The sequence below is a fragment of the Mycobacterium sp. 852002-50816_SCH5313054-b genome (assembly GCF_001667185.1).
Taxonomy (GTDB): Bacteria; Actinomycetota; Actinomycetes; order Mycobacteriales; family Mycobacteriaceae; genus Mycobacterium.
This window is the reverse complement of sequence record NZ_LZIC01000095.1, coordinates 1-19,989: the sequence shown is the minus strand read 5'-3', so window position 1 is coordinate 19,989 and position 19,989 is coordinate 1. Positions and strand designations below refer to the sequence as shown.

Below are 19,989 nucleotides of genomic sequence, written 5' to 3'. Positions count from 1 at the left end.
TCAACTAGTCGGGATTAGTCCGGTATAGCTACCTTGTACGCCACCCATATCGGGTTAGACTGCCGACTTATGGCGGACAGCGAATCCACCGCACCCGAGGTAAAAGAGCTTGCGGAAGGGTTGCACCGTGCGCTGTCCAAATTGTTTTCGATCCTTCGCCGCGGGGACCCGAGCGGCGTCGTCGCCGGCGAGCTGACCCTGGCGCAGTTGTCCATCCTCATCACCCTGCTCGATCAGGGCCCCATCCGAATGACCGACCTGGCCGCGCACGAACGGGTACGGACGCCAACCACGACCGTGGCGATCCGCCGACTGGAGAAGATCGGGCTGGTGAAACGCTCGCGCGATCCGTCCGACCTACGCGCGGTGCTGGTCGACATCACGCCGCGAGGACGAGCCGTGCACGCGGAATCCCTGGCCAACCGGCACGCCGCGCTGGCCGCGATGCTCGGTCAGCTCCCCGAGTCCGATCTGAACACGCTGATGAAGGCGCTGGCGCCGCTGGACCGCCTCGCCTCCGGGGAGTCGGGCCCGGCGGGAGAGCCACCGGCACGCAAGCAGGCCTGAAAGCGACTGGTCCGCAAGGAAATTGGGAAGCGCCCACAGGACTCCCGTAGTCTAGAGCCATGCCCACCGCACTCATCACCGGCGCGAGCGGCGGTATCGGATCCGCCATCGCCACAGCGCTCTCGGAAACGCACACCCTGCTACTGGCGGGCAGGCCCTCCGATCGGCTCGACGCCGTCGCGGAACGGCTCGGCGCCACCACTTTTCCGCTGGACTTGACCAACACCGACGAGATCGAGGCCAGCTGCGAAATCGTCGACGAGCTCGACGTGTTGGTGCACAACGCGGGGGTATCCATCCCCGGGCGCGTCGCCGAATCCAACGTGGACGAGTGGCGCGCCACCTTCGCGGTGAACGTTTTCGGGGTCGTGGAACTGACGCTGGCGTTGCTGCCGGCGCTGCGACGCGCCAGGGGCCAGGTGGTGTTCATCAATTCCGGTGCGGGGCGCGCAGTTTCGCCGAGCATGGCCTCGTATTCGGCGAGCAAGTTCGCGGTGCGGGCCTTCGCGGACTCGTTGCGCGAGGACGAGCCGGAACTGCGCGTCACCACGATCTACCCCGGCCGTACCGACACCGAGATGCAACGCGAGCTCGTCGCGTTCGAAGGGGGACATTACGACGCGGCCGACTTCCTGCGACCGGAGACGGTCGCGGCGGCGGTCGCCAACGCGATCGCCACGCCGCCCGACGGTCACGTGTACGAAGTCATCCTCCGGCCGTCGCGCCGCTAGACAACCAGGTTGACCAGCCGGCCGGGGACGACGATCACCTTGCGCGGAGTGGCGCCGGCGAGGAACGCCTGGACCTTGTCGTCGGCCATGGCCGCGGCTTTCAGCGCGTCCTCGTCGGCGTTGGCGGCCACCACCACTCGACCGCGCACCTTCCCGTTCACCTGCACCGGGTATTCCACGGTGTCTTCGACGAGATAAGCGGGATCCGCCACCGGGAATGGCCCGTGCGCCAGCGGGGTGCTGTGGCCCAGCCGTGACCACAGCTCTTCGGCCATGTGCGGGGCGAGCGGTGCCAGCATGAGTACCAGCGGCTCGACCGCCGCGCGCGGCGCCGCGTCGCGGTGCTCTTTGGTGAGGTGGTTGGTGTACTCGATCAGCTTCGCCGCGGCGGTGTTATTGCGCAGTGCCGCATAGTCTTCGGAGACACCCGCGATGGTGCGGTGCAGCGCGCGCAGCGTGCCGGTGTCCGGCGGTTGATGGCCAGCGTCGTCGGCCACCCGCGTTTCTCCGGTGTGCTCGTCGATCACCAGCCGCCACACCCGCTGCAGGAAGCGGTGCGCGCCCACGACGTCCTTGGTGGCCCACGGGCGAGACGCCTCCAGGGGGCCCATCGACATCTCGTACACCCGCAGCGTGTCCGCGCCGTACTCGTCGCAGATTTCGTCGGGCGACACCGAGTTCTTGAGGCTCTTACCGATTTTCCCGAACTCCTGGGACACTTCGATCTCGCCGTCGGGACCCGGGTAGAAGAACCTGCCGCCGCGTTCGATCACCTCGTCCGCCGGCACATACGACCCGCGCGGGTCGGTGTAGGCGAACGCCTGGATGTAGCCCTGGTTGATGAGCCGGCGATACGGCTCGAGCGAACTGACGTGGCCCAGGTCGTAGAGCACCTTGTGCCAAAACCTCGCGTACAACAGGTGCAGCACCGCGTGTTCGGCGCCTCCGACGTACAGGTCGACACCACCGGGGTCCTGCGGGCCGTGCTCGGCCGGCCGCGGGCCCATCCAGTAGGCCTCGTTTTCCTTGGCGCAGAACCGCTCTGAATTGTGCGGATCGGTGTAGCGCAGTTCGTACCAGGAGCTGCCGGCCCACTGCGGCATCACGTTGGTGTCGCGGGTGTAGGGCTTCAGGCCGTCGCCCAGATCGAGCTCGACGTGCACCCACTCGGTCGCCTTGGCCAACGGCGGCGAGGGTTCGCTGTCGGCGTCGTCCGGGTCGAACAGCACCGGCGAGTAGTCGCGGACGTCGGGCAACTCGACGGGCAGCGCGGCCTCGTCGAGCGCGTGCGGGCGCCCATCGCCGTCGTAGACGATCGGGAAGGGCTCGCCCCAGTACCTCTGCCTCGCGAAAAGCCAGTCACGCAGCTTGAATTCGATGCGCGCGCGCCCTCGTCCCTCGGCCTGAAGGCGGCCGGTGATCGCTTGCTTGGCGGCCGCCACATCCATTCCGTCGAGGTAGCCGGAGTTGACCAGCACACCGTCGTCGGTGTGGGCGGCCTGCGTAATATCGCCGCCCGCAATGACTTCCACGATCGGCAGGCCCAATTCCCGGGCGAAGTCCCAGTCACGCTGGTCATGGCCCGGGACCGCCATGATCGCCCCCGTGCCGTAGCCGGCCAGCACATAATCGGCGATGAAGATGGGCACCGGTTTTCCGTTGGCCGGGTTGGTGGCGTAGCCGCCTAGGAAAACGCCCGTCTTCTCCCGGCTCTCCTGGCGTTCGAGGTCTGACTTCGCGCCGATCGCACGGCGGTAGGCGGCGACGGCCTCGGCCGGCGTGGCGGCACCGTACGTCCAGCGCGAGTCGGTGCCGTCGGGCCAGGCGGCGCCGACCAGGTCGTCGACCAGGTCGTGTTCGGGGGCCAGCACCAGGTACGTCGCACCAAACAGCGTGTCGGGCCGGGTGGTGAACACCTCGATATCGACCGCATCGCCGTCGTTCTTGTTCGCCGAGAACAGCGCCTGCGCGCCCGTCGAGCGACCAATCCAGTTGCGCTGCATGGTCTTTACCTGATCGGGCCAATCCAGCAGCTCGAGGTCGTCGAGCAGCCGGTCGGCGTAGGCGGTGATGCGCATCATCCACTGCCGCAGTCGTTTGCGAAATACCGGGAAGTTGCCTCGGTCGCTGCGGCCGTCGGCGGTGACCTCTTCGTTGGCCAGCACGGTGCCCAGCCCGGGGCACCAATTCACCATCGAGTCGGCCCGGTAGACCAGTCGGTGGCCGTCGATCACGTCGGCCCGCTCCCCCGGCGACAGACCGGCCCAGTCCCGTCCATCGTCGAGACGACGGGCGCCGGAATCGAACTCGGCGATCAACTCGCCGATCGGGCGCGCCTTGTTGGCGGCGGTGTCGAACCAGGCGTTGTAGATCTGCAGGAAGATCCACTGGGTCCACTTGTAGAACTCGACGTCGGTGGTCGAGAAGCTGCGCCGGCTGTCGTGGCCGAGGCCCAGCCGACCCAGCTGGCGCCTGAAGTTGACGATGTTGGCCTCGGTCCTGGTGCGCGGGTGCGTCCCGGTTTGCACCGCGTATTGCTCGGCCGGCAGCCCGAAGGCATCAAAGCCCAACGCGTGCAAGACATTACGGCCGGTCATCCGGAAGTACCGGGCGTAGACGTCGGTGGCGATGTATCCCAACGGGTGGCCGACGTGCAATCCGTCGCCCGACGGGTAGGGGAACATGTCCTGCACGAACAGCTTGTCGGCGGGTATTTGCGTCCCGTCGGTCGGAGCCAGGTCCCCTACCGGGTTGGCCACGTTGAATGTCCCGAGCTTTGCCCAGTTCTCCTGCCACGCGCTTTCGATCCGGCCCGCCAGCGCCGCGGTGTAGCGATGCGGCGGCGCATCGGAGTCCGGCGCGGCGGCGCCGGAAACGGTGGTCGGTGATTCGGTCACCTGAACAGGGTATAAGGACCGCCGCGCCGTCCCCGCCGGCCACAGGTTGGTCTCGGTTCAGTTGCGCACCGATCAGAGCTTCATCCCAGGTCGGTTTCGGCCCTGTTCAGCGCATTTGACCTGTGGTTACAGTCGGCCTCTAACCACGTGGCCGAGCCGTTGGGAAGGATCACGCAGATGATTCAGATCACCCGTACGTTGCGGGTACTCGCCGGGGGTCTGGTCGCCGGCGGGATCGGTGTCACGGCGTTCGCGGGCGCCACCGCATCGGCCGATCCCGTGGTTCCCGCGCCGCAGCCCGCACCGGTCGTCGCGGCGCCCGCCCCGCAGAACGCCATCGCCGCCCCCGGGCAACTGCCCGGCAACCGGGTGCTCGCCACTCCCCCGGCGGCCAATCCGTTTGCGCCGTCGAATGCCGCTGCCACGCCCGCAGCACCCGCGCCCGCCGCGGTCGCACCGGCGGTTCCGGCGCAGACTCCCGCCGTTGCGGGCACGCTTCGCGACTACCTGCAGTCGAAGGGCGTCAAGCTCGAGGCGCAGAAGCCCCAGGGATTCAAGGCACTCGACATCACGCTGCCGGTTCCCCCTCGCTGGACCCAGGTGCCCGACCCGAATGTGCCCGACGCGTTCGCGGTGATCGCCGACCGGGGCGGGGCCAGCGTCTACACGTCAAACGCGCAGGTGGTGGTGTACAAGCTGGTGGGCAACTTCGATCCGAAAGAGGCCATCACCCACGGCTTCGTCGACAGCCAGCAACTGCTCGCGTGGCAGACCACCAACGGCACGATGGCTGACTTCGGCGGCTTCCCGTCGTCGGTGATCGAGGGCACTTACCGCGACGGCGACATGCTGCTCAATACCTCCCGCCGCCACGTCATCGCGACATCCGGGCGCGACAAGTACCTGGTGTCGCTGTCGGTGACCACCGATCGTGCGGTGGCGGTCGCGGATGCCCCGGCCACCGACGCCATCGTCAACGGTTTCCGGGTGACCGCTCCCGGCGCCCCCGCCCAAGGGCCCGGTGCGTCCCCGGTCGGGCTTCCCGGGCAAGCGGCGGCGCCGGTTGCGCTTCCCCCGCAGCCGGTGGGTGTTCCCGCGCAGACGCCGGCGGCGGCGCCGGTCGGGCTTCCCGCCCAGCCGGCCACGACGCCCTACCCGGCGGCCGCCGGCCGGCCGGCGCCCAATCTCCTGACGATGGTGCCCGGGCTGCCGCCGCTGCCGAACTTCTCGTTCCTGCAGCACTAACGGGCCCCGTCAAGCCCGACGCGCGGGCGCGTGGCCGGGCTCGTATTGTGAGGCCATGTTGATCGCGGGGTTGGTGTGCATGTGTGCGGCGGTGGCCTGCGCCGGGTTCGGGACCTGGTCGCTCGCTCACAATCAGGCCGCTGACGGCGCCATCGCCCAGCTCGCGCTGCGCGCCATGGCGCCCACCCAGTTGGCGGCCGCGGTGATGCTGGCCGCCGGCGGGACGGTGGCCCTGGCCGCCTCCCCTAACACCGCGCTGGTGGTGCTGATCGTCTGTGTCGCCGGTGCGTTCGGGACGCTGGCCACCGGGTCGTGGCAAAGCGCGCGCTTCGCGCTGAGCCGGGAAGCGGTGCCGGCCGGTTGCGCCGGCAGCTGCGGCGTCTGCACGCAGTCCTGCCACTGATCCGATCGCGGCCCGCCGGTCGAGCCGTCCTGGTGAAGCGGCTGTCCGCGATCCCGGTCGACTCGTTTCTACTGGCGCTGGCGGCGACCGTGGCCCTCGCCGCCCTTGTCCCGGCCCACGGCCGGGCCGCCGACGTGGTGTCCGTCGCCGCGAAAGCGGCGATCGCGCTGTTGTTCTTCCTGTACGGCACCCGGCTGTCGCCCCAACAAGCCTGGCACGGTGTGCGTCAATGGCGGCTGCATCTGCTCGTGCTGGCCACGACGTTTGTGATATTTCCGCTGCTGGGCTTGGCGGCCCGGGCGCTGGTGCCGTCGGTGCTGACCATCGATCTCTACAACGGGCTGCTGTTTCTTTGCCTCGTCCCGTCGACGGTGCAGTCGTCCGTCGCGTTCACCTCGATCGCGCGGGGCCACGTGTCGGCGGCCATCGTCAGCGCGTCGTTGTCCAACATCCTCGGTGTGGTGCTCACGCCGCTCCTCGTGGTGCTGTTGATGACGACCAGCGGTGCGCCGCGCGTGGACGGCACCGCCATCCGCGACATCATGCTGCAGCTGTTGCTGCCGTTCGCGGCGGGCCAGCTGACGCGGCCGTGGCTCGGCGGGACAATCGCCCGGCACGCGGCGTCGGTGAAGGTGGTGGATCGCGGATCCGTCCTGCTGGTGGTGTACACCGCGTTCGCGATGGGCGTGGTCAAGGGGGTCTGGGTCAGCGTCGATGTGTCGCGCTTGATCGGGGTGACCATCGTCGCCACGGTATTGCTCGCGGCAGTACTGGCCGCGACCACCGCCACCGGCCGGCTGGCCCGGCTGGACCGCGGCGATGCGATCGTCTTGCTGTTCTGTGGGTCGAAAAAGAGTATGGCGTCCGGACTTCCGATGGCGCTGGTGCTATTTCCAGCGGCCACAGTCGGTTTGACCATGTTGCCGCTGATGATCTTTCATCAGATCCAATTGGTGGTCTGCGCGCTGATCGCCAGCAGGCTTGCGCGGCGGGCTGACGAGGCGCCTTCGGCGCGTACGGTCGGCAGCCCGGAAGCGGGGGAGGGGCCCTAGTTTCGGCTCACGTCGATCGGGTGGGTCGCGAGCAGGGAAAGCGGCAGCGGCTGGCGACGCAGCACCTGCCCCCAGAGGTCGGCCCTCGGCCCAACCAGAACGTCGGATGGCAACGCGGACAACACAATCCAGTCGTCGCGCTCGATCTCACCCTCGAGCTGGCCGATGGTCCAGCCGGAGTACCCGGCGAAGATGCGCACCCCCTCCACCAGCGGGGCGATCAGGTCGGGCTCGGCGTCCAGATCGACCATCACTATCCGGCCGTCCACATGCCGCAGGCCCGGTACCCCTTGCGGATCGGCGCCGAAGCGCAGCGCCGCGAGACAAAGGGCCGAGTCGCGCTTGACCGGCCCACCGATGAACATGGTCTTGGGTTTGGCCGACAGTTTTGCCCACTGCGGCAACACGTTGTACACCGCGGTCTCGCTGGAGCGGTTGAGCACGACGCCCAGTGTGCCGCCGTCGTTGTGCTCGACGATGTAGATCACGCTGCGCCGAAACGTGGGTTCGAGGAGATCCGTATTGGCAAGCAGGAGAGTGCCCGCGCGAACCCGCTGCGCGGCGGGTGCGATGTAGTCTTCGGGGTCTTCCGGCGGCATCACACCATCATCGCATCTTCGCTTCGCGGCCTGTGTTAATCGAGCGTGGCGCCGGAATATTTGTACTGTTGGTGAAACCCAATCCTGGAAGTCGGTTCTGTGATTCAACTCCGGACGCACTCACGCGCATCCGCCGAACTTTGGCGGTCGGTGCGCGGTTTGCCGGATTTCTGGCGGCTGCTGCAGGTGCGCATGGCGAGTCAGTTCGGCGATGGGCTGTTTCAGGCGGGGCTGGCCGGGGCGCTGTTGTTCAACCCGGATCGCGCCGCCGATCCGATGGCGATCGCGCGCGCGTTCACGGTGCTGTTCTTGCCCTACTCGTTGCTGGGGCCCTTCGCCGGCGCGCTGATGGACCGCTGGGATCGACGGCTGGTGCTGGTGGGCGCGACGACGGGCCGCCTGGTCCTCATCGCGGGAATCGGCACCATTCTGGCGGTACGCGCCGGCGATCTGCCGCTGCTGATCGCGGCGCTGTTCGCCAACGGCTTGGCCCGGTTTGTCGCGTCGGGGCTGTCGGCATCCCTGCCCCACGTCGTGCCGCGCGAGCAGGTGGTGACGATGAACTCTGTTGCCACTGCGTCCGGTGCCGTCGCGGCCTTCCTGGGCGCCAATTTCATGCTGGTGCCGCGCTTCTTCGCCGGTGCCGGCGACGAGGGCGCCTCGGTGATCATCTTCATCACGGCCATTCCCGTTTCGATCGCGTTGCTCTTGTCGTTGCGATTCGGCTCCCGGGTGCTGGGCCCGGACGACACCAAACGCGCGATCCACGGATCGGCCGTGTACGCGGTGATCACCGGCTGGCTGCATGGCGCCCGCACGGTGGTGCAGAGCCCCACCGTCGCTGCCACCTTGTCGGCCCTGGCCTCTCATCGGATGGTGGTCGGGATCAACTCGCTGGTGATGCTGCTGCTGGTGCACCACCTGCGCGGTCCCGCGACCGGGGGCCTGGGCATCGCGCTGGTGTTCTTCGCCGCTTCCGGTCTCGGGGCCTTCTTGGCCAACGTGTTGACGCCGTCGGCGGTTCGCCGTTGGGGCCGCTACGCCACGGCGAACGGTGCGCTGGTCGCGGCCGCGCTCGTCCAGATCCCCGGTGCCCTGCTGCGTGTCCCGGTGATGGTGGTGTGCGGTTTTTGCCTCGGCGTGGCCGGTCAGATGGTGAAGCTGTGCGCCGACTCCGCGATGCAGATGGATGTCGACGACGCGCTGCGCGGACACGTGTTCGCGGTGCAGGATGCGCTGTTCTGGATGGCGTTCATCGTCGCGATCACGGTGTCCGCCATCTTGATTCCCGACGACGGGCGCGCGCCGGTGTTTGTGCTCTTCGGGTCGGTGCTGTATTTGATCGGGCTCGCGATGCACAGCGTCATCGGGCGTCGCGGGCAGCCGCTCAGCAGTCGCTAAGGTACATACCGTGACCGCTGCCGAGCCGATGGTGGCCGACCTGCGCGCCGAAAGCGACGACCTCGACGCGCTGGTGGCGCCACTGCCGTCCGACGGGTGGGCGGATCCGACGCCGGCGCCGGGCTGGACCGTTGCCCACCAGATCGGGCACCTGCTGTGGACCGACCGGGTCGCGCTGACGGCCGTCACCGACGAGGCGGGATTCGCCGAGGTGTTGGCGGCTGCCCAGGCCGATCCGACCGGTTTCGTGGACACGGGCGCCGAGGAGCTGGCCGCCGTGGCACCGGCCGAACTGCTCGCCGATTGGCGGGCCACCCGCGCGCGGCTGCACGAGGCGCTGCTGGCCGTGCCCGACGGCCGCAAGCTGCCGTGGTTCGGGCCACCGATGAGTGCTGCATCAATGGCGACGGCCCGGCTGATGGAAACGTGGGCGCACGGGCTCGACGTCGCCGACGCCCTCGGCGTCAAACGACGCGCCACCGAGCGCCTCCGGTCGATCGCACACATCGGGGTGCGCACCCGCGACTACGCATTCATCATCAACAACCTGGGTCCGCCGACCGACCCGTTCCTCGTCGAGCTGCGCGGGCCCGGCGGCGACACCTGGTCCTGGGGCCCGCCGGATGCCGCCCAGCGGGTCACGGGCTCCGCCGAGGACTTCTGTTTCCTGGTGACCCAGCGGCGTCCGCTGGGCGCGCTGGACATTACGGCGGACGGTCCGGACGCGCAGCGGTGGCTCGAGATCGCTCAAGCCTTCGCCGGGCCACCCGGCCCCGGTCGATAACTGGCCTACGGAGCACCCGTCGGCTCGTTGAGCTTGTGAAACCAGGCGAGGTGGTAGTTCGCCGACACCATATCCCCGGTCACGACGCCTTCGGTGGCGGCCAGCAGCAGGCAGTTGAGGAAGAGCCCGGGGTCGGGGTTCGGATACTGGATCAAGAGCTGATAGCGCGCCGTATCGAGATGCACCCGGAGCAAGTCGATCTCTTCTTCCGCGACGCCGGTTCCGGCGGCCGCGGCCCGGGCCAACGTGTGCACCATCCGCGGCAATCCGTCCCGCCAATGCGTGGCCTGGCTCAACTCCCAGCCGAGATCGTGTGCCGCGGGCAGCTCGCGGGCCCGCGCCGACGCCGCCGTCTCGGCGAAGTCATCGAGCCAGCCCAGGGAATCACCGGGGGCGTAGGTGCGGGTGCGCAGGGTCTCGCCGACCAGCGCCGAGACCTTGCCGGTACGTCGCTCCGGTTCCAATAACCGCACGCCCTCGGGAAGCGCGATGCCCGGCGGTATCCAGCCATGGGCGAAGTCGGTGACGAGCACGGTGCTGCCGTCGGGGCGATCGCCGATCGCCCAATTCAGGCGCGGCTCTTGATGGACCACGAACGCGAGCAGGCGCTGCAGGCGCTCGTCGTCGGATTCGGTTGCCCCCGCGGGGGCTGGGTTTTGTTCAGTGGGCTCGGGTGGCGGGGCGGTGGGGGCCTCGTCGGAGGCCCGGTGGCGGCCCTCGGAAGCCTCGGTCTCGTCCTCCTCGGCGGCTTCCTGAGGGTCAGCGGCAGCGTCGCTGACCACGGGGATGATTTGCGTCGCCTCGAGATCGGCGCCGTCAAAACTCTCGGCGTGGTCCGGGCGTTCCCGTTCGGGGGGCGGCCCGGGCTGCACGGCGTGGGCATGGCGAATCGCCGACTCGACCCGCCGCACGGCACGCGCCCGGGCCTCCTCGATGACCCTGGCTTCCTCTGCCCGTCGGACGAATTCGGGCATGCCGGCTAGCTGGATTTTCCTGAGCTGGTCGTTGGCGCTTCGCGTGATGCGCTGCAGGTCGTCCCTCAGATACTCTGCGAGAGTGGCGGTTTCGGCGCGGGTCGTGGACAATTCGGCAGGCCAAAGCCCGCCCGTCACCCACGGGGTGCAGTCCACGGGAGAGCTGAAGGCTGGAATCGCTAGCGATTCCCGGGTAGCTCTCCGGAGGCGCTGGCGCGCCGTTATTCGACCGAAGATCGCCACTGGCTAAGCCTACCGGGATCCGCCGGGTCGTCTATTCGGTCGGTGAATTGTGCTGCTGCGACGAGCTGGGTAGCGTGGGGACATGGCTGATTCTGCGCTGCAGCAGCAACTCGACGAGGTGCGCGCTCTGCTGGCCCGCGCGCGAGAGTTGTTCGGCCCCAATCCCGTCGAGCCGCCCACGGACATCGCTCCCGATCCCGACAGCGCCAAGACCTGGTTGGTTTAGGCGCGGCGCCGCAACTTGTGCGCCAGCAGCTTTTCGATCGCCGCATCGAGGTCGTGCGGGCTGGGAACCTCCATCGACGGGGTATGGCCGGCCGCCACGATCTCGTTGCGAACTTCCAGCAGCGCTTTGAGGCAGGACACCTCGGCGGTCAACAAGATTCCGTGCGCCAGGGTTTCGGCGTCGGTTTCCATCGCCTCTTCACTCAGCGCGACGCTGTGCATATACCCGCCGCGGCAAGAGCGCACCAGGATGTGCCCGCTCGGGTGCACGGTGTCGAAGGCGGGATTGGCGTCCGTCACCGACCCCCGTCAACGATGCCGCCGAAATTTCGTGCCGCGTCTTGCTCGTGCTCTTCCCACATGGCCGCCGACGCGCTGAGTCTCTCCGCCATGTCGGCGTGCTCGTCGGCTTGTTGTTCGTAGCACTGGCGCCGCAGCTCGAGCAGTTCGCGTCCGGCGTCGCGCAGTTCGCCGAAGATGGGCCCCAGCGAGTCCAGGCTTTCCTGGATCGCCGCATGCGAAGACGGAACGGTGCGCAGGTAATCGGAGGTCTCCTGGTGACGCGCAGCGGCTTCGCGTAAGTGCGCGGGCACCACACGGATTGGTTCTGCCATCTGCTCTCTCTCCTACTCGGTGCACCGCCGGGGGAGGGCGGGGCCATCACTATTGTCAGGTGGTCGACGTGGCCGCCGGCCCTGTGGGTGTCGGTGTGTGCGGCTCTACCGGCGGGCTCGCGGGCGCGCTCACCGCCGGTGGATGCTCCCAGCCTAGGAAGTTCGGCCCGCTGACGGTGGCGATGCGCTGAATCTGGCCGTCGAGAAGGGCTTTTTCATGGCCGAGGGCGAGCGCATGACGATCGGTGAGGATGCCGATGTCGCCGGGTGCGGCTTGCAGCGGGTCGATGGGATTGGGCACCGCCGTTCCCGGTGGGGGAAGGGTAATTCCCTGCTGATGGAACGCATCTGGGATCGATGTCCCACCGACGGCGGCTTTGATCGCCGCGGCCAGCTGTGGGCTGGCGGCCGTTACCGTATCGCCGTCGGGCAGGGTCACCGCCGTAGGACCCACCGGTGGCGAATCGGATTGGTCGGTTGCGACGTCCTCTGCGTGGGCCTCGTCGTGCTCGTCGTCGCCGTCAGATTCGTCGGGACCGTCGCCGGGGTCGGGGTGATGGGATCCCAACGGCCTCTCCTCGCCGATGTCCTGCAGGCCGGGTAGCGGGAGGCCGCCCGTACCGCCCGGTATCGGCGCCCCGCCGAAGCCGGGTATGGCCGGCGTCGGCGGGACCGTCGGCACAGCCGGCGCCGCAGGAGCCGCGGCGCTCGCCGCCGGGGACGGTGCGGGGAGATCGGTCGGCGGCCCGGGGTCCTCTGCCAACATCGAATCCAGCAGCGGGTCCATGTCGGGATCGTCGACGGGCTCGGGGGCGGTGGCGCCGGCGGGTGCGGCAACCGGGACGGCGGCCGCGGCCGGACGCTCGTCGGGGCCGTGCTGGGAGGCATCGTACAGCGACGTCCAGGCAGCCATCAGCGCCGATTTCGACGTGTCATCCAGGCTCGCGTTCAGGACGACCGCGCGAATGTCCTTGAGCTTGCCGATCAGGAACCGCTGGAAATCGCGCGCCCCGGCCGGGGTGTCGAGGTCCGACCGCGACAGGACGGCAACTTCGGTTTCCCGCTGCAACTTGTTCAGCGCTTCTCTGCCCTCAACGGCGTTCAGGTGGGCGTTGAGGATGGCGTTGATCACCTGCATGTCGAGCTGAGAGCTAGCCGAATTCTGATGTGCCAGAGCCGCTTCGGCATCTGTCATGGCCTCGGCGGCCTGGCCCTGCCCGCGGTCGGGATCGGGCGTGCCCGGCGGCGGCCCGGCGGGCGGACCGCCCGGCGCCGCGGTGCCGAACAGGCTCGAATGCTGTTGGCGGATCTTGCGCACGATCGCATCGAGTGTTTCCGGCCGGGTGGTCGGGGTCATGACCGCAGCCACCTCGTCCGGCGCCAAGCCCGTCTGCCACCCGTTCGGATCGCCGGTGCGCTCCCGGACGTAGGTGATCGCGTTGATCAGCTCGTCATACGTCGACATCGATGTCGCGGCCCCTTCATGCCGGGCGACAGTACCCAGGCAGCTTCCCGCAGACAATTCACCCCGCCGCGCCTGTGCACCGACGAGTCGGCGCGCGTCGCTCTAGCCCGCGGGGAGAACGTACTGCGCGCGCAGCCCTTCCAGGACAGCCCTTTTCGTGCGGCCGAGCTCGCGGGCATCGGACACGACGCGCGCGATCTCGCGTTGTTTGTCCACCAGAAATCTCTGCAATTCGCGCGCCCCCATGCGGGTATCGGCGGCCAGTCCCCCGCGCTGCAGGGCGGCGCGGTCGATCTCCTCGGCGATCGCGTCGAGTCGCCCGACGCTGTCACGGGTGGCGGCATGAGCGCTGGCGAGCACCTCGGCCAGCACGCGGTCGGCCTCGGAGGCGGTGCCGTGCCGGCCGGCCAGCGCCGACTGCCGCGCCTGGATGGCGCCCAGCGAGGGTCCGGCTTGTTCTGGCATGGATTCATTCGTCATAGCGGCCGCCGAATCGCAATGTTGCTGCCCAGCCGACTGATTCGCACTGACGCGCCCGAGTAGGGCGCTTCGACGACCAGGTTGTTGCCGATCGCCATCTGAACGTGTCCGGCGTGTGGGAAGACGAGGTCGCCCGGTCGGATCAGCGAGCGGGGCACCGGAACCCCGTCGTTGATCTGCTGATAGGTGGTGCGGCCCAGGTGAACGCCCGCCTGCGCGTAGGACCACTGAACCAGCCCGGAGCAGTCGAACTGGTCGGGTCCGGTTGCGCCCCAGACGTAGGGGCGTCCCAGTCGCGACAAGGCCGCGCGCACGGCGGCAAGGTTCGGCGTCGACGCCCCCGGACCGCGGTGGTGAGTCAATCGGTAGCGCATCGCCCGCAGCGCCGCGGAGTGCCGTCGCGCCTTGAGCCGGGCCGACACGACGTGGGCCCGCTGCGCGCGCAGTCGGGCGACGCTGCGGCGCATCGCCTCGCGCTGGGCCATCGGGGTCATCGGGGTCACGGTGGCGTCGGCGCGGGCCTCGTCGACGAGGGATTTTGTCAGCTCACGCGCCCGGGCCCGATCCTGGCGTGCGCTGGCCAGCACGCCGGCGGCCGCGGCATCCGTGCGGGCCGCCGAGAGCATCCGCCGCCGGCCGCGGTCCGCCGTCAGCTCGTAATGGCCTTGTGCCACAGTGTCATTCAGGGCGGCCGCGCGGGCCAGCGATTCGCGGTACTGCGTTGAACCGGCATCCAGCGTCGGCTGCCTCGCGTCGCCGGCGAACAGTCGATGGGCGCTGCTCAACACTTCGATTTCGCTTTCGTTCATTGCGCCCGCTCGCGGCTCGTCGACTCGACCGCCTCGGCGAAGGCGCGGACGCGGGGGAGCGCCCCCGGAGGAATCGCGCCCCGGTTGCGGATGTCCCACATGTCGTCGGTGCCGACACCGACCAGGGCCGCGATGATCGTCTCCGGCAACGACGACTGCACGCACGCGCGATCGAAGCGCGCGCTCAGACTGGTGGGCATCCGCTCCAGCAGCGCCGTGCGCGTCGCCTCGAGTGCCTGCAGATGCTCCATGAGCCGGCCCGTCGAGTCGGCGCCGGCATTGACGGCGACCCGCCAGGAGCTGGCGGCGAGCATCTCCGCCTTCACGCATTGAGCGATCACAGACAGAATATACGTCTCATATTCGTTTGATGTCGTCGCCGGCAGCCGATCGATGACGGATTTGAGGGCATCGAGTTGGGCTTCGGCGTAACCTTCCAGGACTTCCGTGTCGCTGTGCCGGTCCACCACCACCGCGCCGGGGGCCCTCGAGGGCCTCGTGTCGACCGGCTGCGCGGCCATCAGCCGGGCCAGCTCGGCGTCCGGGTCGGCGGCCACCAGCAGCCGAGAGTAGGTGCCCGGCGGTAGGCCGAGCCCGTTCTCGACCTTCTGAACTGTGCTTTTGTGCGGCTTGCGGGCGCCGCGCTCCAAAAAGCTCAGTCCCATGATGCTGACGCCCGTCGCGGCGGCCAGCTCTGCCAGCGACCAGTCGCGTGACTCGCGCAGTGCGCGGATGGCCGCGCCGGCCGATTCACGGCTCACCGCACGCTCCGGCCATAGGCCGGATAGTACACACGGCGCACCTCCATGCAGCGGATATACGTTTTTGTCACGTTTCTCTTGCGCGCACCAGCCACATGTGTATACGCTTTTGCCTACGTTTCACCGCTGGAGAAGGAGACCGATATGGGGCACCCCTGCGCAGCCAACCCGGAATTGTGGTTCGGCTATCCCGACGACGACGGTGGTGACGGCGCGGCGAAGGCGCGCGCCTACGAGCTGTCCGCCACCGAGGCGCGGATCCAGTGCCTGCGGCGCTGCCCGCTGGCCCAGCAGCGACGCTGCGCCCAGCACGCGATCGCACACCGCGAGGAGTACGGCGTCTGGGCCGGCGTCAAACTGCCCGGCGGCCAGTACCGCAAGCGCGAACAACTCGCCCGCGCCCACGACGTGCTGCGCCGGATCGCCGCCGGCGAGATCAACTCACGACAGCTGCCCGAGAACGCGGCGCTGTTGGCGCGGCACGAGCACGACGCGGTTCCCGTCGCCGCGGTGGTGTTGCATCTGCCGACCGCACACGTGGGCCCCCGTTCCGCCGCCTGACCTCGTTTGCTGACCCGGCCGACGGGGTAGACCGGCTTGGCACGATCGAGTCTGTCCACCCCGAGGCGGATCTATGACATTCGACCTGACACCGACGGCAGCGCAACACGACCTGGCCCGGCGCACCCACGAGTTCGCCGAAGAGGTGATCCGCCCCGTGGCGCTCCATTACGACCAGCGCCAGGAATTTCCCTGGGCGGTGCTGGAGGAGGCCGCCCAGCGCGGCTTCTACAGTCCGCTTTTCTACCGCGACCTCATCGGTGACCCGACCGGCATTTCGCTACCGATGTTCATGGAGGAGCTCTTCTGGGGCTGCGCCGGAATCGGATTGGCGATCGTCATGCCCGCGCTGGCGTTGTCGGCGATCGGTCAGGCCGCGTCGCCGGAGCAAATGCTCGAGTGGGCACCCGAATGTTTCGGAACCCCAGGCGATATCAAGCTCGCCGCCCTGGCGATCTCCGAGCCCGAGGGCGGCAGCGACGTCCGGAATCTGCGTACCCGCGCGCGCCGCGACGGTGACGACTGGATCATCGATGGCCACAAGATGTGGATCGGCAACGGCGGCATCGCCAATGTGCATGTGGTCAACGCGGTCGTCGATGAGGAACTCGGGCACCGCGGTCAGGCGCTGTTCGTTGTGCCAGGCGGCACGCCGGGGCTGAAACTGGTTCGAAAGCTCGACAAGCTGGGTTGCCGTGCGTCGCACACCGCCGAATTGCTGTTCGAGGGGGTGCGCGTTCCGGGAGCCAATCTGCTTGGTGGAGAAGAGAAGCTCGAACACAAGCTCGCCAAAGCACGCGAGGTGGTGGCCGGCGGACAGCGGTCGGGCTCGGCTACGTTGGGCACCTTCGAGCAGACCCGCCCGATGGTCGCCGCCCAGGCGATCGGGATCGCCCGCGCCGCATTGGAATACGCGACGTGGTACGCCACGGAACGAGAAGCCTTCGGCGGCCCGATCATCGACAACCAGGGCATCGCGTTTCCGCTGGCGGAACTGGCCACCGAGATCGACGCCGCCCGGCTCCTAACCTGGCGCGCCTCCTGGATGGCGGCCAACAACGTCCCGTTTGAGCGCGGCGAGGGCTCGATGTCGAAGTTCGCCGCCAGCGAGGTCGCGGTGAAGGCGACCGAACGGGCCATCCAGACGATGGGCGGCTGGGGTTACATCACGGACCACCCGGTGGAGAAGTGGTATCGGGATGCCAAGCTGTACACCATCTTTGAGGGCACCAGCGAGATTCAGCGGATGGTCATCTCCAATGCGCTGGGCGCCGCGGTGGGCACCCCGCCGCTGCATGTGGTGATCGAGCCGACGGGCGGCCCGCTGAACCGGATCTTCGGTCGCGGCACCCCGCTGCGATCCCGCGCCGCCGACGCCGCGCTGTCGATGCAGGACCGCGTCCCCGAGCCGGTCATGCGGCTGGCGATGAAGGTGCTGCGGCCGCCGGGCAGGTGAAGCCTGCCACGGGGCGTAACGTCGGGCCGGTGAGCAACCTCGAGACCGCGCCGGTCGAAGTCGCTTGCAGCGCGTCGGGCGCCGCCGGTGTCGAGGTGTTACATCCGCGCGAGGTTCCGCTGGGCGGGCCGAGGGCGATGCGGGTGCAGCGCACGCTTCCGCAACGGCAACGCTCGCTGGTCGGTGCCTGGTGCTTCATCGACCACTATGGCCTCCCCGACGGCCCCGCGCCCACGCGCATGGACGTCCCCCCTCATCCACACACCGGATTGCAAACCGTGAGTTGGTTGTTCGGCGGGGGAGTGGAGCACCGAGATAGCGCCGGAGTCCGCGCGTTGGTCCGGCCGGGCGAGCTGAACCTGATGACCGCGGGCGCGGGTATTTGTCACTCCGAGGTGTCGATCGGCCCGGACGCCGCGTTGCACGGGGTTCAGTTGTGGGTCGCGCTGCCCGATTCCCACCGCGACACCGGACGCGACTTCGCCAACTATGCGCCCCCGCCGATTTCGCTGCCGGGCGCGGTGGCGCGCGTGTTTCTCGGGGAGCTGGCCGGCAGCAGCTCGCCGGTGCGCACGTTCACGCCGCTGCTGGGCGCGCAGCTCGACCTGGAGCCGAACGCCGCGCTGGACATCGAGGTCGATCCGGCCTTCGAACACGGCCTGCTCTGCGACTCGGGGCCCGTCGCGCTGGGCGGGACTACCCTGGCGCTCGCCGACCTCGGCTACCAAGGAGCGGGCCATTCGACGCTGCACGTGCGCAACCTCGGTGACCGACCGGCACGGATGCTGCTACTGGGCGGGACACCGTTTGGCGAACAGTTGGTGATGTGGTGGAACTTCGTCGGGCGCAGTCACGACGACATCGTCGGCTACCGCCGACTGTGGGAGGACGGCGACGACCGTTTCGGCACCGTTTCGGGCTACCAGGGTGTGGTCGCGCGACTGCCCGCCCCGCCGCTGCCGGCCACCCGGCTGCGGCCTCGACCGAGTACCGCTTAGAAGGGAGCACACATGACCGCCGATAAGACCGGCGCCCCGGCCACCGTGACCGCGGAGGAGGGTCGCTACACCATCTCCGTCGAGGGCAAGCCCGTCGGCCTCGCCGACTTCTACGATCGTGGCGATCAGCGCGTCTTCCACCACACCGAGATCGACCCGGCGTACGGCGGCCGAGGCCTGGCCACCATCCTCGTGGAGGAGGCGTTGAACGCGACTCGCGATGAGGGCAAGCGCATCGTTCCGGTGTGCTCGATGGTGGTCACGGTGCTCAAGAAACACCCCGAGTTCGATGACATCACCGACCCCGTCACTCCCGACGTCGATCGGTAGGTGCAGCCCTAGCCGGCCTCACCTACCTGCCGGTGCGCTCGCGGTGCTTGCACCCGGGCCAGCAGCACGGCCGGCGCTTGCCTTCCTCTAGCTCCTCCTGGGTTCGGCGAATGCGCCGCTTTCGGGTCGTGTCTTGTTTGGCGTCCTCGACCCAGCAGATGAACTCGTTGCGCGCCAAGGGCGTGATGTCCAGCCAGGCGGCCAACGCCGTCGAGTTGGCCGTCAGCGCCTCACGCAGGTCTGCCGGCAATCTGTGGACCACTCCGCCGGGGACTCGGTTGCTGCTCACCGGGCTAGGGTAAGGCGATCCAGCCCGAGGAGGCAGCAGTGAGCGAGCACGAAGTGCGGATGGTTGTCTTGTCGACCGACGACCTGGACGGGTCGATCCGGCTCTATAGCGAGACCCTGGGAATGCCGCTGAAGTTCCGCGATGGGGCCCACTTCGCGGCGCTCGACGGCGGGGCGGTCACCCTCGCGCTGGCGACCGCGGTGGACCACCCCATCCCTGGGCAGGTCGTGGTCGGGATCAAGGCCGCCGACGTCGACGCCGCCGCCAAGGCCGTCGAGGCCAGTGGTGGCGGCATCGTGAAAGGCCCGTACGACGACGCGCACGAGCGGCGCGCGGTGGTCTACGACAACAAGGGCAACGGCCTGGTGTTCTACAGCCCGCTGGCCCGGTGAAACAAGTGTTAGCGTCGTCGGAGTGACCCTCAAAGACATCGCCCTGACCACCCTCGACGGCAACGCGACGACGCTGGCCGAATTGTCCAGCGGCGCAACGCTGATCGTGAACGTGGCCTCCAAGTGCGGCCTGACTCCGCAGTACACCGCGTTGGAGAAGCTCGCGCGGGACTATCGCGAACGCGGCCTGACGGTCGTCGGCGTTCCATGCAACCAGTTCATGGGCCAGGAACCGGGCACGGCCGAGGAGATCCAGCAGTTCTGCTCGACGACGTACGGGGTGACCTTTCCGTTGCTGGCCAAGACCGACGTCAACGGCGAAGACCGCCATCCGCTGTACGCCGAGCTGACCAAAACCGTCGACTCCGACGGCTCGGCGGGCGACATTCAATGGAACTTCGAGAAGTTTCTGATCAGCCCAGACGGTGCGGTGGTCCGTCGGTTTCGTCCCCGGACGGAACCCGACGCCCCCGAGGTGATCGACGCCGTCGAGGCCGTGGTTGCCCGGTGAATCTCGGGTCGATCATCACCCGCACGTAGTGCCCCAACCGAACGGAAACGTAAAGGCCACGAACTCTTTGGAGTTCGTGGCCTCTAGGCCGGCAGTTCGTGGAACCGCTCAGCGGTGGGCGAAGGGGTCTGTGATTCATTGACATAGAGGACGGATGTCTCCCGACATAGAGGACAGCCCAGTGATCGCGAGGTGTCCTCAT

At 68.4% G+C, this 19,989-nt stretch carries 23 protein-coding genes and 1 pseudogene; 14 read left to right on the top strand and 10 right to left on the bottom strand.

Annotation, left to right across the window (positions count from 1 at the left end):
* The first annotated feature begins 69 nt into the window (after positions 1-69).
* Positions 70-567 carry a MarR family winged helix-turn-helix transcriptional regulator gene (locus tag A5787_RS18620; RefSeq protein WP_066969631.1) on the top strand — a complete coding sequence of 166 codons (498 nt, stop codon included), beginning with the start codon at positions 70-72 and terminating at the stop codon, positions 565-567.
* Positions 568-626: 59 nt separating this feature from the next.
* On the top strand, positions 627-1,298 hold the full coding sequence (locus A5787_RS18615; protein ID WP_066969629.1) for an SDR family oxidoreductase: 672 nt from the start codon (positions 627-629) through the stop codon (positions 1,296-1,298).
* On the opposite strand, the gene leuS is transcribed toward A5787_RS18615, so the two are convergent.
* Entirely contained in the window at positions 1,295-4,195 is a 2,901-nt protein-coding gene (gene leuS, locus A5787_RS18610; RefSeq protein ID WP_066969627.1) for a leucine--tRNA ligase, read from the bottom strand. The genes A5787_RS18615 and leuS overlap by 4 nt on opposite strands.
* Positions 4,196-4,372: 177 nt before the next feature.
* Between leuS and A5787_RS18605 the strand changes: the two genes are divergently transcribed.
* From A5787_RS18605 to A5787_RS18595, 3 genes are read left to right on the top strand one after another with little or no spacing between them, the layout of a single operon-like run.
* Positions 4,373-5,440 (top strand): LpqN/LpqT family lipoprotein, encoded by a 1,068-nt coding sequence (locus A5787_RS18605; RefSeq protein WP_066969661.1) that lies wholly within the window; start codon positions 4,373-4,375, stop codon positions 5,438-5,440.
* A gap of 55 nt (positions 5,441-5,495) precedes the next feature.
* Complete coding sequence (locus tag A5787_RS18600) at positions 5,496-5,843, top strand: hypothetical protein (RefSeq protein ID WP_066969625.1); 348 nt, start codon at positions 5,496-5,498, stop codon at positions 5,841-5,843.
* A gap of 32 nt (positions 5,844-5,875) precedes the next feature.
* Positions 5,876-6,895, top strand: a complete 1,020-nt coding sequence (locus A5787_RS18595) for a bile acid:sodium symporter family protein (RefSeq protein WP_066969623.1) — start codon at positions 5,876-5,878, stop codon at positions 6,893-6,895.
* On the opposite strand, the gene A5787_RS18590 is transcribed toward A5787_RS18595, so the two are convergent.
* On the bottom strand, positions 6,892-7,494 hold the full coding sequence (locus A5787_RS18590) for a YqgE/AlgH family protein (protein WP_156764015.1): 603 nt from the start codon (positions 7,492-7,494) through the stop codon (positions 6,892-6,894). The genes A5787_RS18595 and A5787_RS18590 overlap by 4 nt on opposite strands.
* 81 nt (positions 7,495-7,575) lie before the next feature.
* Between A5787_RS18590 and A5787_RS18585 the strand changes: the two genes are divergently transcribed.
* Together A5787_RS18585 and A5787_RS18580 are read left to right on the top strand one after the other, a co-directional pair.
* On the top strand, positions 7,576-8,895 hold the full coding sequence (locus tag A5787_RS18585; protein ID WP_231994049.1) for an MFS transporter: 1,320 nt from the start codon (positions 7,576-7,578) through the stop codon (positions 8,893-8,895).
* Between the two features lie 28 nt (positions 8,896-8,923).
* Positions 8,924-9,679, top strand: a complete 756-nt coding sequence (locus tag A5787_RS18580; RefSeq protein ID WP_156764016.1) for a TIGR03084 family metal-binding protein — start codon at positions 8,924-8,926, stop codon at positions 9,677-9,679.
* A 5-nt stretch (positions 9,680-9,684) separates the two neighbouring features.
* Here A5787_RS18580 and A5787_RS18575 read toward each other — a convergent pair whose 3' ends face one another.
* Positions 9,685-10,896, bottom strand: coding sequence for a DUF5631 domain-containing protein (locus tag A5787_RS18575; RefSeq protein ID WP_066969615.1), 1,212 nt, complete (start codon positions 10,894-10,896; stop codon positions 9,685-9,687).
* An 82-nt stretch (positions 10,897-10,978) separates the two neighbouring features.
* Between A5787_RS18575 and A5787_RS27800 the strand changes: the two genes are divergently transcribed.
* Complete coding sequence (locus A5787_RS27800) at positions 10,979-11,122, top strand: hypothetical protein (RefSeq protein ID WP_167670485.1); 144 nt, start codon at positions 10,979-10,981, stop codon at positions 11,120-11,122.
* Here A5787_RS27800 and A5787_RS18570 read toward each other — a convergent pair.
* The 6 genes from A5787_RS18570 to A5787_RS18545 all read right to left on the bottom strand — a co-directional run bounded on the left by A5787_RS18570 (position 11,119) and on the right by A5787_RS18545 (position 15,250).
* Complete coding sequence (locus A5787_RS18570; RefSeq protein ID WP_066969613.1) at positions 11,119-11,421, bottom strand: DUF2694 family protein; 303 nt, start codon at positions 11,419-11,421, stop codon at positions 11,119-11,121. The two genes, A5787_RS27800 and A5787_RS18570, sit on opposite strands and share 4 nt — an antisense overlap.
* The gene (locus tag A5787_RS18565) at positions 11,418-11,735 is read right to left on the bottom strand and encodes an ESX-1 secretion-associated protein (RefSeq protein WP_066969611.1); all 318 of its coding nucleotides are present in this window, start codon (positions 11,733-11,735) and stop codon (positions 11,418-11,420) included. Before A5787_RS18565 ends, A5787_RS18570 begins: the two co-directional genes overlap by 4 nt.
* Positions 11,736-11,790: 55 nt before the next feature.
* Entirely contained in the window at positions 11,791-13,200 is a 1,410-nt protein-coding gene (locus A5787_RS18560) for a DUF4226 domain-containing protein (protein WP_066969609.1), read from the bottom strand.
* A gap of 102 nt (positions 13,201-13,302) precedes the next feature.
* Positions 13,303-13,665 carry a DUF4226 domain-containing protein gene (locus A5787_RS18555; protein WP_066969659.1) on the bottom strand — a complete coding sequence of 121 codons (363 nt, stop codon included), beginning with the start codon at positions 13,663-13,665 and terminating at the stop codon, positions 13,303-13,305.
* 11 nt (positions 13,666-13,676) lie between these two features.
* Complete coding sequence (locus A5787_RS18550) at positions 13,677-14,489, bottom strand: C40 family peptidase (RefSeq protein WP_066969607.1); 813 nt, start codon at positions 14,487-14,489, stop codon at positions 13,677-13,679.
* Positions 14,486-15,250 (bottom strand): helix-turn-helix domain-containing protein, encoded by a 765-nt coding sequence (locus tag A5787_RS18545; protein ID WP_066969605.1) that lies wholly within the window; start codon positions 15,248-15,250, stop codon positions 14,486-14,488. The genes A5787_RS18550 and A5787_RS18545 overlap by 4 nt, the downstream gene beginning before the upstream one ends.
* Before the next feature lie 144 nt (positions 15,251-15,394).
* On the opposite strand from A5787_RS18545, the gene A5787_RS18540 reads away from it, so the two are divergent.
* The 4 genes and pseudogenes from A5787_RS18540 to A5787_RS18525 all read left to right on the top strand — a co-directional run bounded on the left by A5787_RS18540 (position 15,395) and on the right by A5787_RS18525 (position 18,595).
* Complete coding sequence (locus A5787_RS18540; RefSeq protein ID WP_066969603.1) at positions 15,395-15,811, top strand: WhiB family transcriptional regulator; 417 nt, start codon at positions 15,395-15,397, stop codon at positions 15,809-15,811.
* A 73-nt stretch (positions 15,812-15,884) separates the two neighbouring features.
* Positions 15,885-17,267, top strand: coding sequence for an acyl-CoA dehydrogenase family protein (locus A5787_RS18535; protein ID WP_066969601.1), 1,383 nt, complete (start codon positions 15,885-15,887; stop codon positions 17,265-17,267).
* A gap of 29 nt (positions 17,268-17,296) precedes the next feature.
* Positions 17,297-18,291 (top strand): annotated as a pseudogene (locus A5787_RS18530) (pirin family protein).
* The gene (locus A5787_RS18525; protein ID WP_066969595.1) at positions 18,278-18,595 is read left to right on the top strand and encodes a GNAT family N-acetyltransferase; all 318 of its coding nucleotides are present in this window, start codon (positions 18,278-18,280) and stop codon (positions 18,593-18,595) included. Before A5787_RS18530 ends, A5787_RS18525 begins: the two are co-directional and overlap by 14 nt.
* A gap of 22 nt (positions 18,596-18,617) precedes the next feature.
* Here the strand turns inward: A5787_RS18525 and A5787_RS18520 are convergent, their stop codons facing one another.
* The gene (locus A5787_RS18520; protein ID WP_066969593.1) at positions 18,618-18,884 is read right to left on the bottom strand and encodes a YdeI/OmpD-associated family protein; all 267 of its coding nucleotides are present in this window, start codon (positions 18,882-18,884) and stop codon (positions 18,618-18,620) included.
* A 38-nt stretch (positions 18,885-18,922) separates the two neighbouring features.
* Here A5787_RS18520 and A5787_RS18515 point away from each other — a divergent pair, with 38 nt between their 5' ends.
* Both A5787_RS18515 and A5787_RS18510 read left to right on the top strand, forming a co-directional pair.
* Entirely contained in the window at positions 18,923-19,276 is a 354-nt protein-coding gene (locus tag A5787_RS18515) for a VOC family protein (protein ID WP_066969591.1), read from the top strand.
* A 22-nt stretch (positions 19,277-19,298) separates the two neighbouring features.
* Positions 19,299-19,787: a glutathione peroxidase gene (locus A5787_RS18510; RefSeq protein WP_066969589.1), complete on the top strand. Its 489-nt coding sequence runs from the start codon at positions 19,299-19,301 to the stop codon at positions 19,785-19,787.
* Positions 19,788-19,989 lie beyond the last annotated feature (202 nt).

Excerpts from the sequence above, each read along its gene's own strand:
- A5787_RS18555 (WP_066969659.1), bottom strand. The coding sequence starts at position 13,665 with ATGCCAGAACAAGCCGGACCCTCGCTGGGCGCCATCCAGGCGCGGCAG.
- A5787_RS18620 (WP_066969631.1), top strand. The coding sequence starts at position 70 with ATGGCGGACAGCGAATCCACCGCACCCGAGGTAAAAGAGCTTGCGGAA.
- A5787_RS18580 (WP_156764016.1), top strand. The coding sequence starts at position 8,924 with ATGGTGGCCGACCTGCGCGCCGAAAGCGACGACCTCGACGCGCTGGTG.
- A5787_RS18550 (WP_066969607.1), bottom strand. The coding sequence starts at position 14,489 with ATGAACGAAAGCGAAATCGAAGTGTTGAGCAGCGCCCATCGACTGTTC.
- A5787_RS18590 (WP_156764015.1), bottom strand. The coding sequence starts at position 7,494 with ATGCCGCCGGAAGACCCCGAAGACTACATCGCACCCGCCGCGCAGCGG.
- A5787_RS18605 (WP_066969661.1), top strand. The coding sequence starts at position 4,373 with ATGATTCAGATCACCCGTACGTTGCGGGTACTCGCCGGGGGTCTGGTC.
- A5787_RS18560 (WP_066969609.1), bottom strand. The coding sequence starts at position 13,200 with ATGTCGACGTATGACGAGCTGATCAACGCGATCACCTACGTCCGGGAG.
- A5787_RS18615 (WP_066969629.1), top strand. The coding sequence starts at position 627 with ATGCCCACCGCACTCATCACCGGCGCGAGCGGCGGTATCGGATCCGCC.
- A5787_RS18525 (WP_066969595.1), top strand. The coding sequence starts at position 18,278 with ATGACCGCCGATAAGACCGGCGCCCCGGCCACCGTGACCGCGGAGGAG.
- A5787_RS18565 (WP_066969611.1), bottom strand. The coding sequence starts at position 11,735 with ATGGCAGAACCAATCCGTGTGGTGCCCGCGCACTTACGCGAAGCCGCT.
- A5787_RS18535 (WP_066969601.1), top strand. The coding sequence starts at position 15,885 with ATGACATTCGACCTGACACCGACGGCAGCGCAACACGACCTGGCCCGG.
- A5787_RS18600 (WP_066969625.1), top strand. The coding sequence starts at position 5,496 with ATGTTGATCGCGGGGTTGGTGTGCATGTGTGCGGCGGTGGCCTGCGCC.
- A5787_RS27800 (WP_167670485.1), top strand. The coding sequence starts at position 10,979 with ATGGCTGATTCTGCGCTGCAGCAGCAACTCGACGAGGTGCGCGCTCTG.
- A5787_RS18540 (WP_066969603.1), top strand. The coding sequence starts at position 15,395 with ATGGGGCACCCCTGCGCAGCCAACCCGGAATTGTGGTTCGGCTATCCC.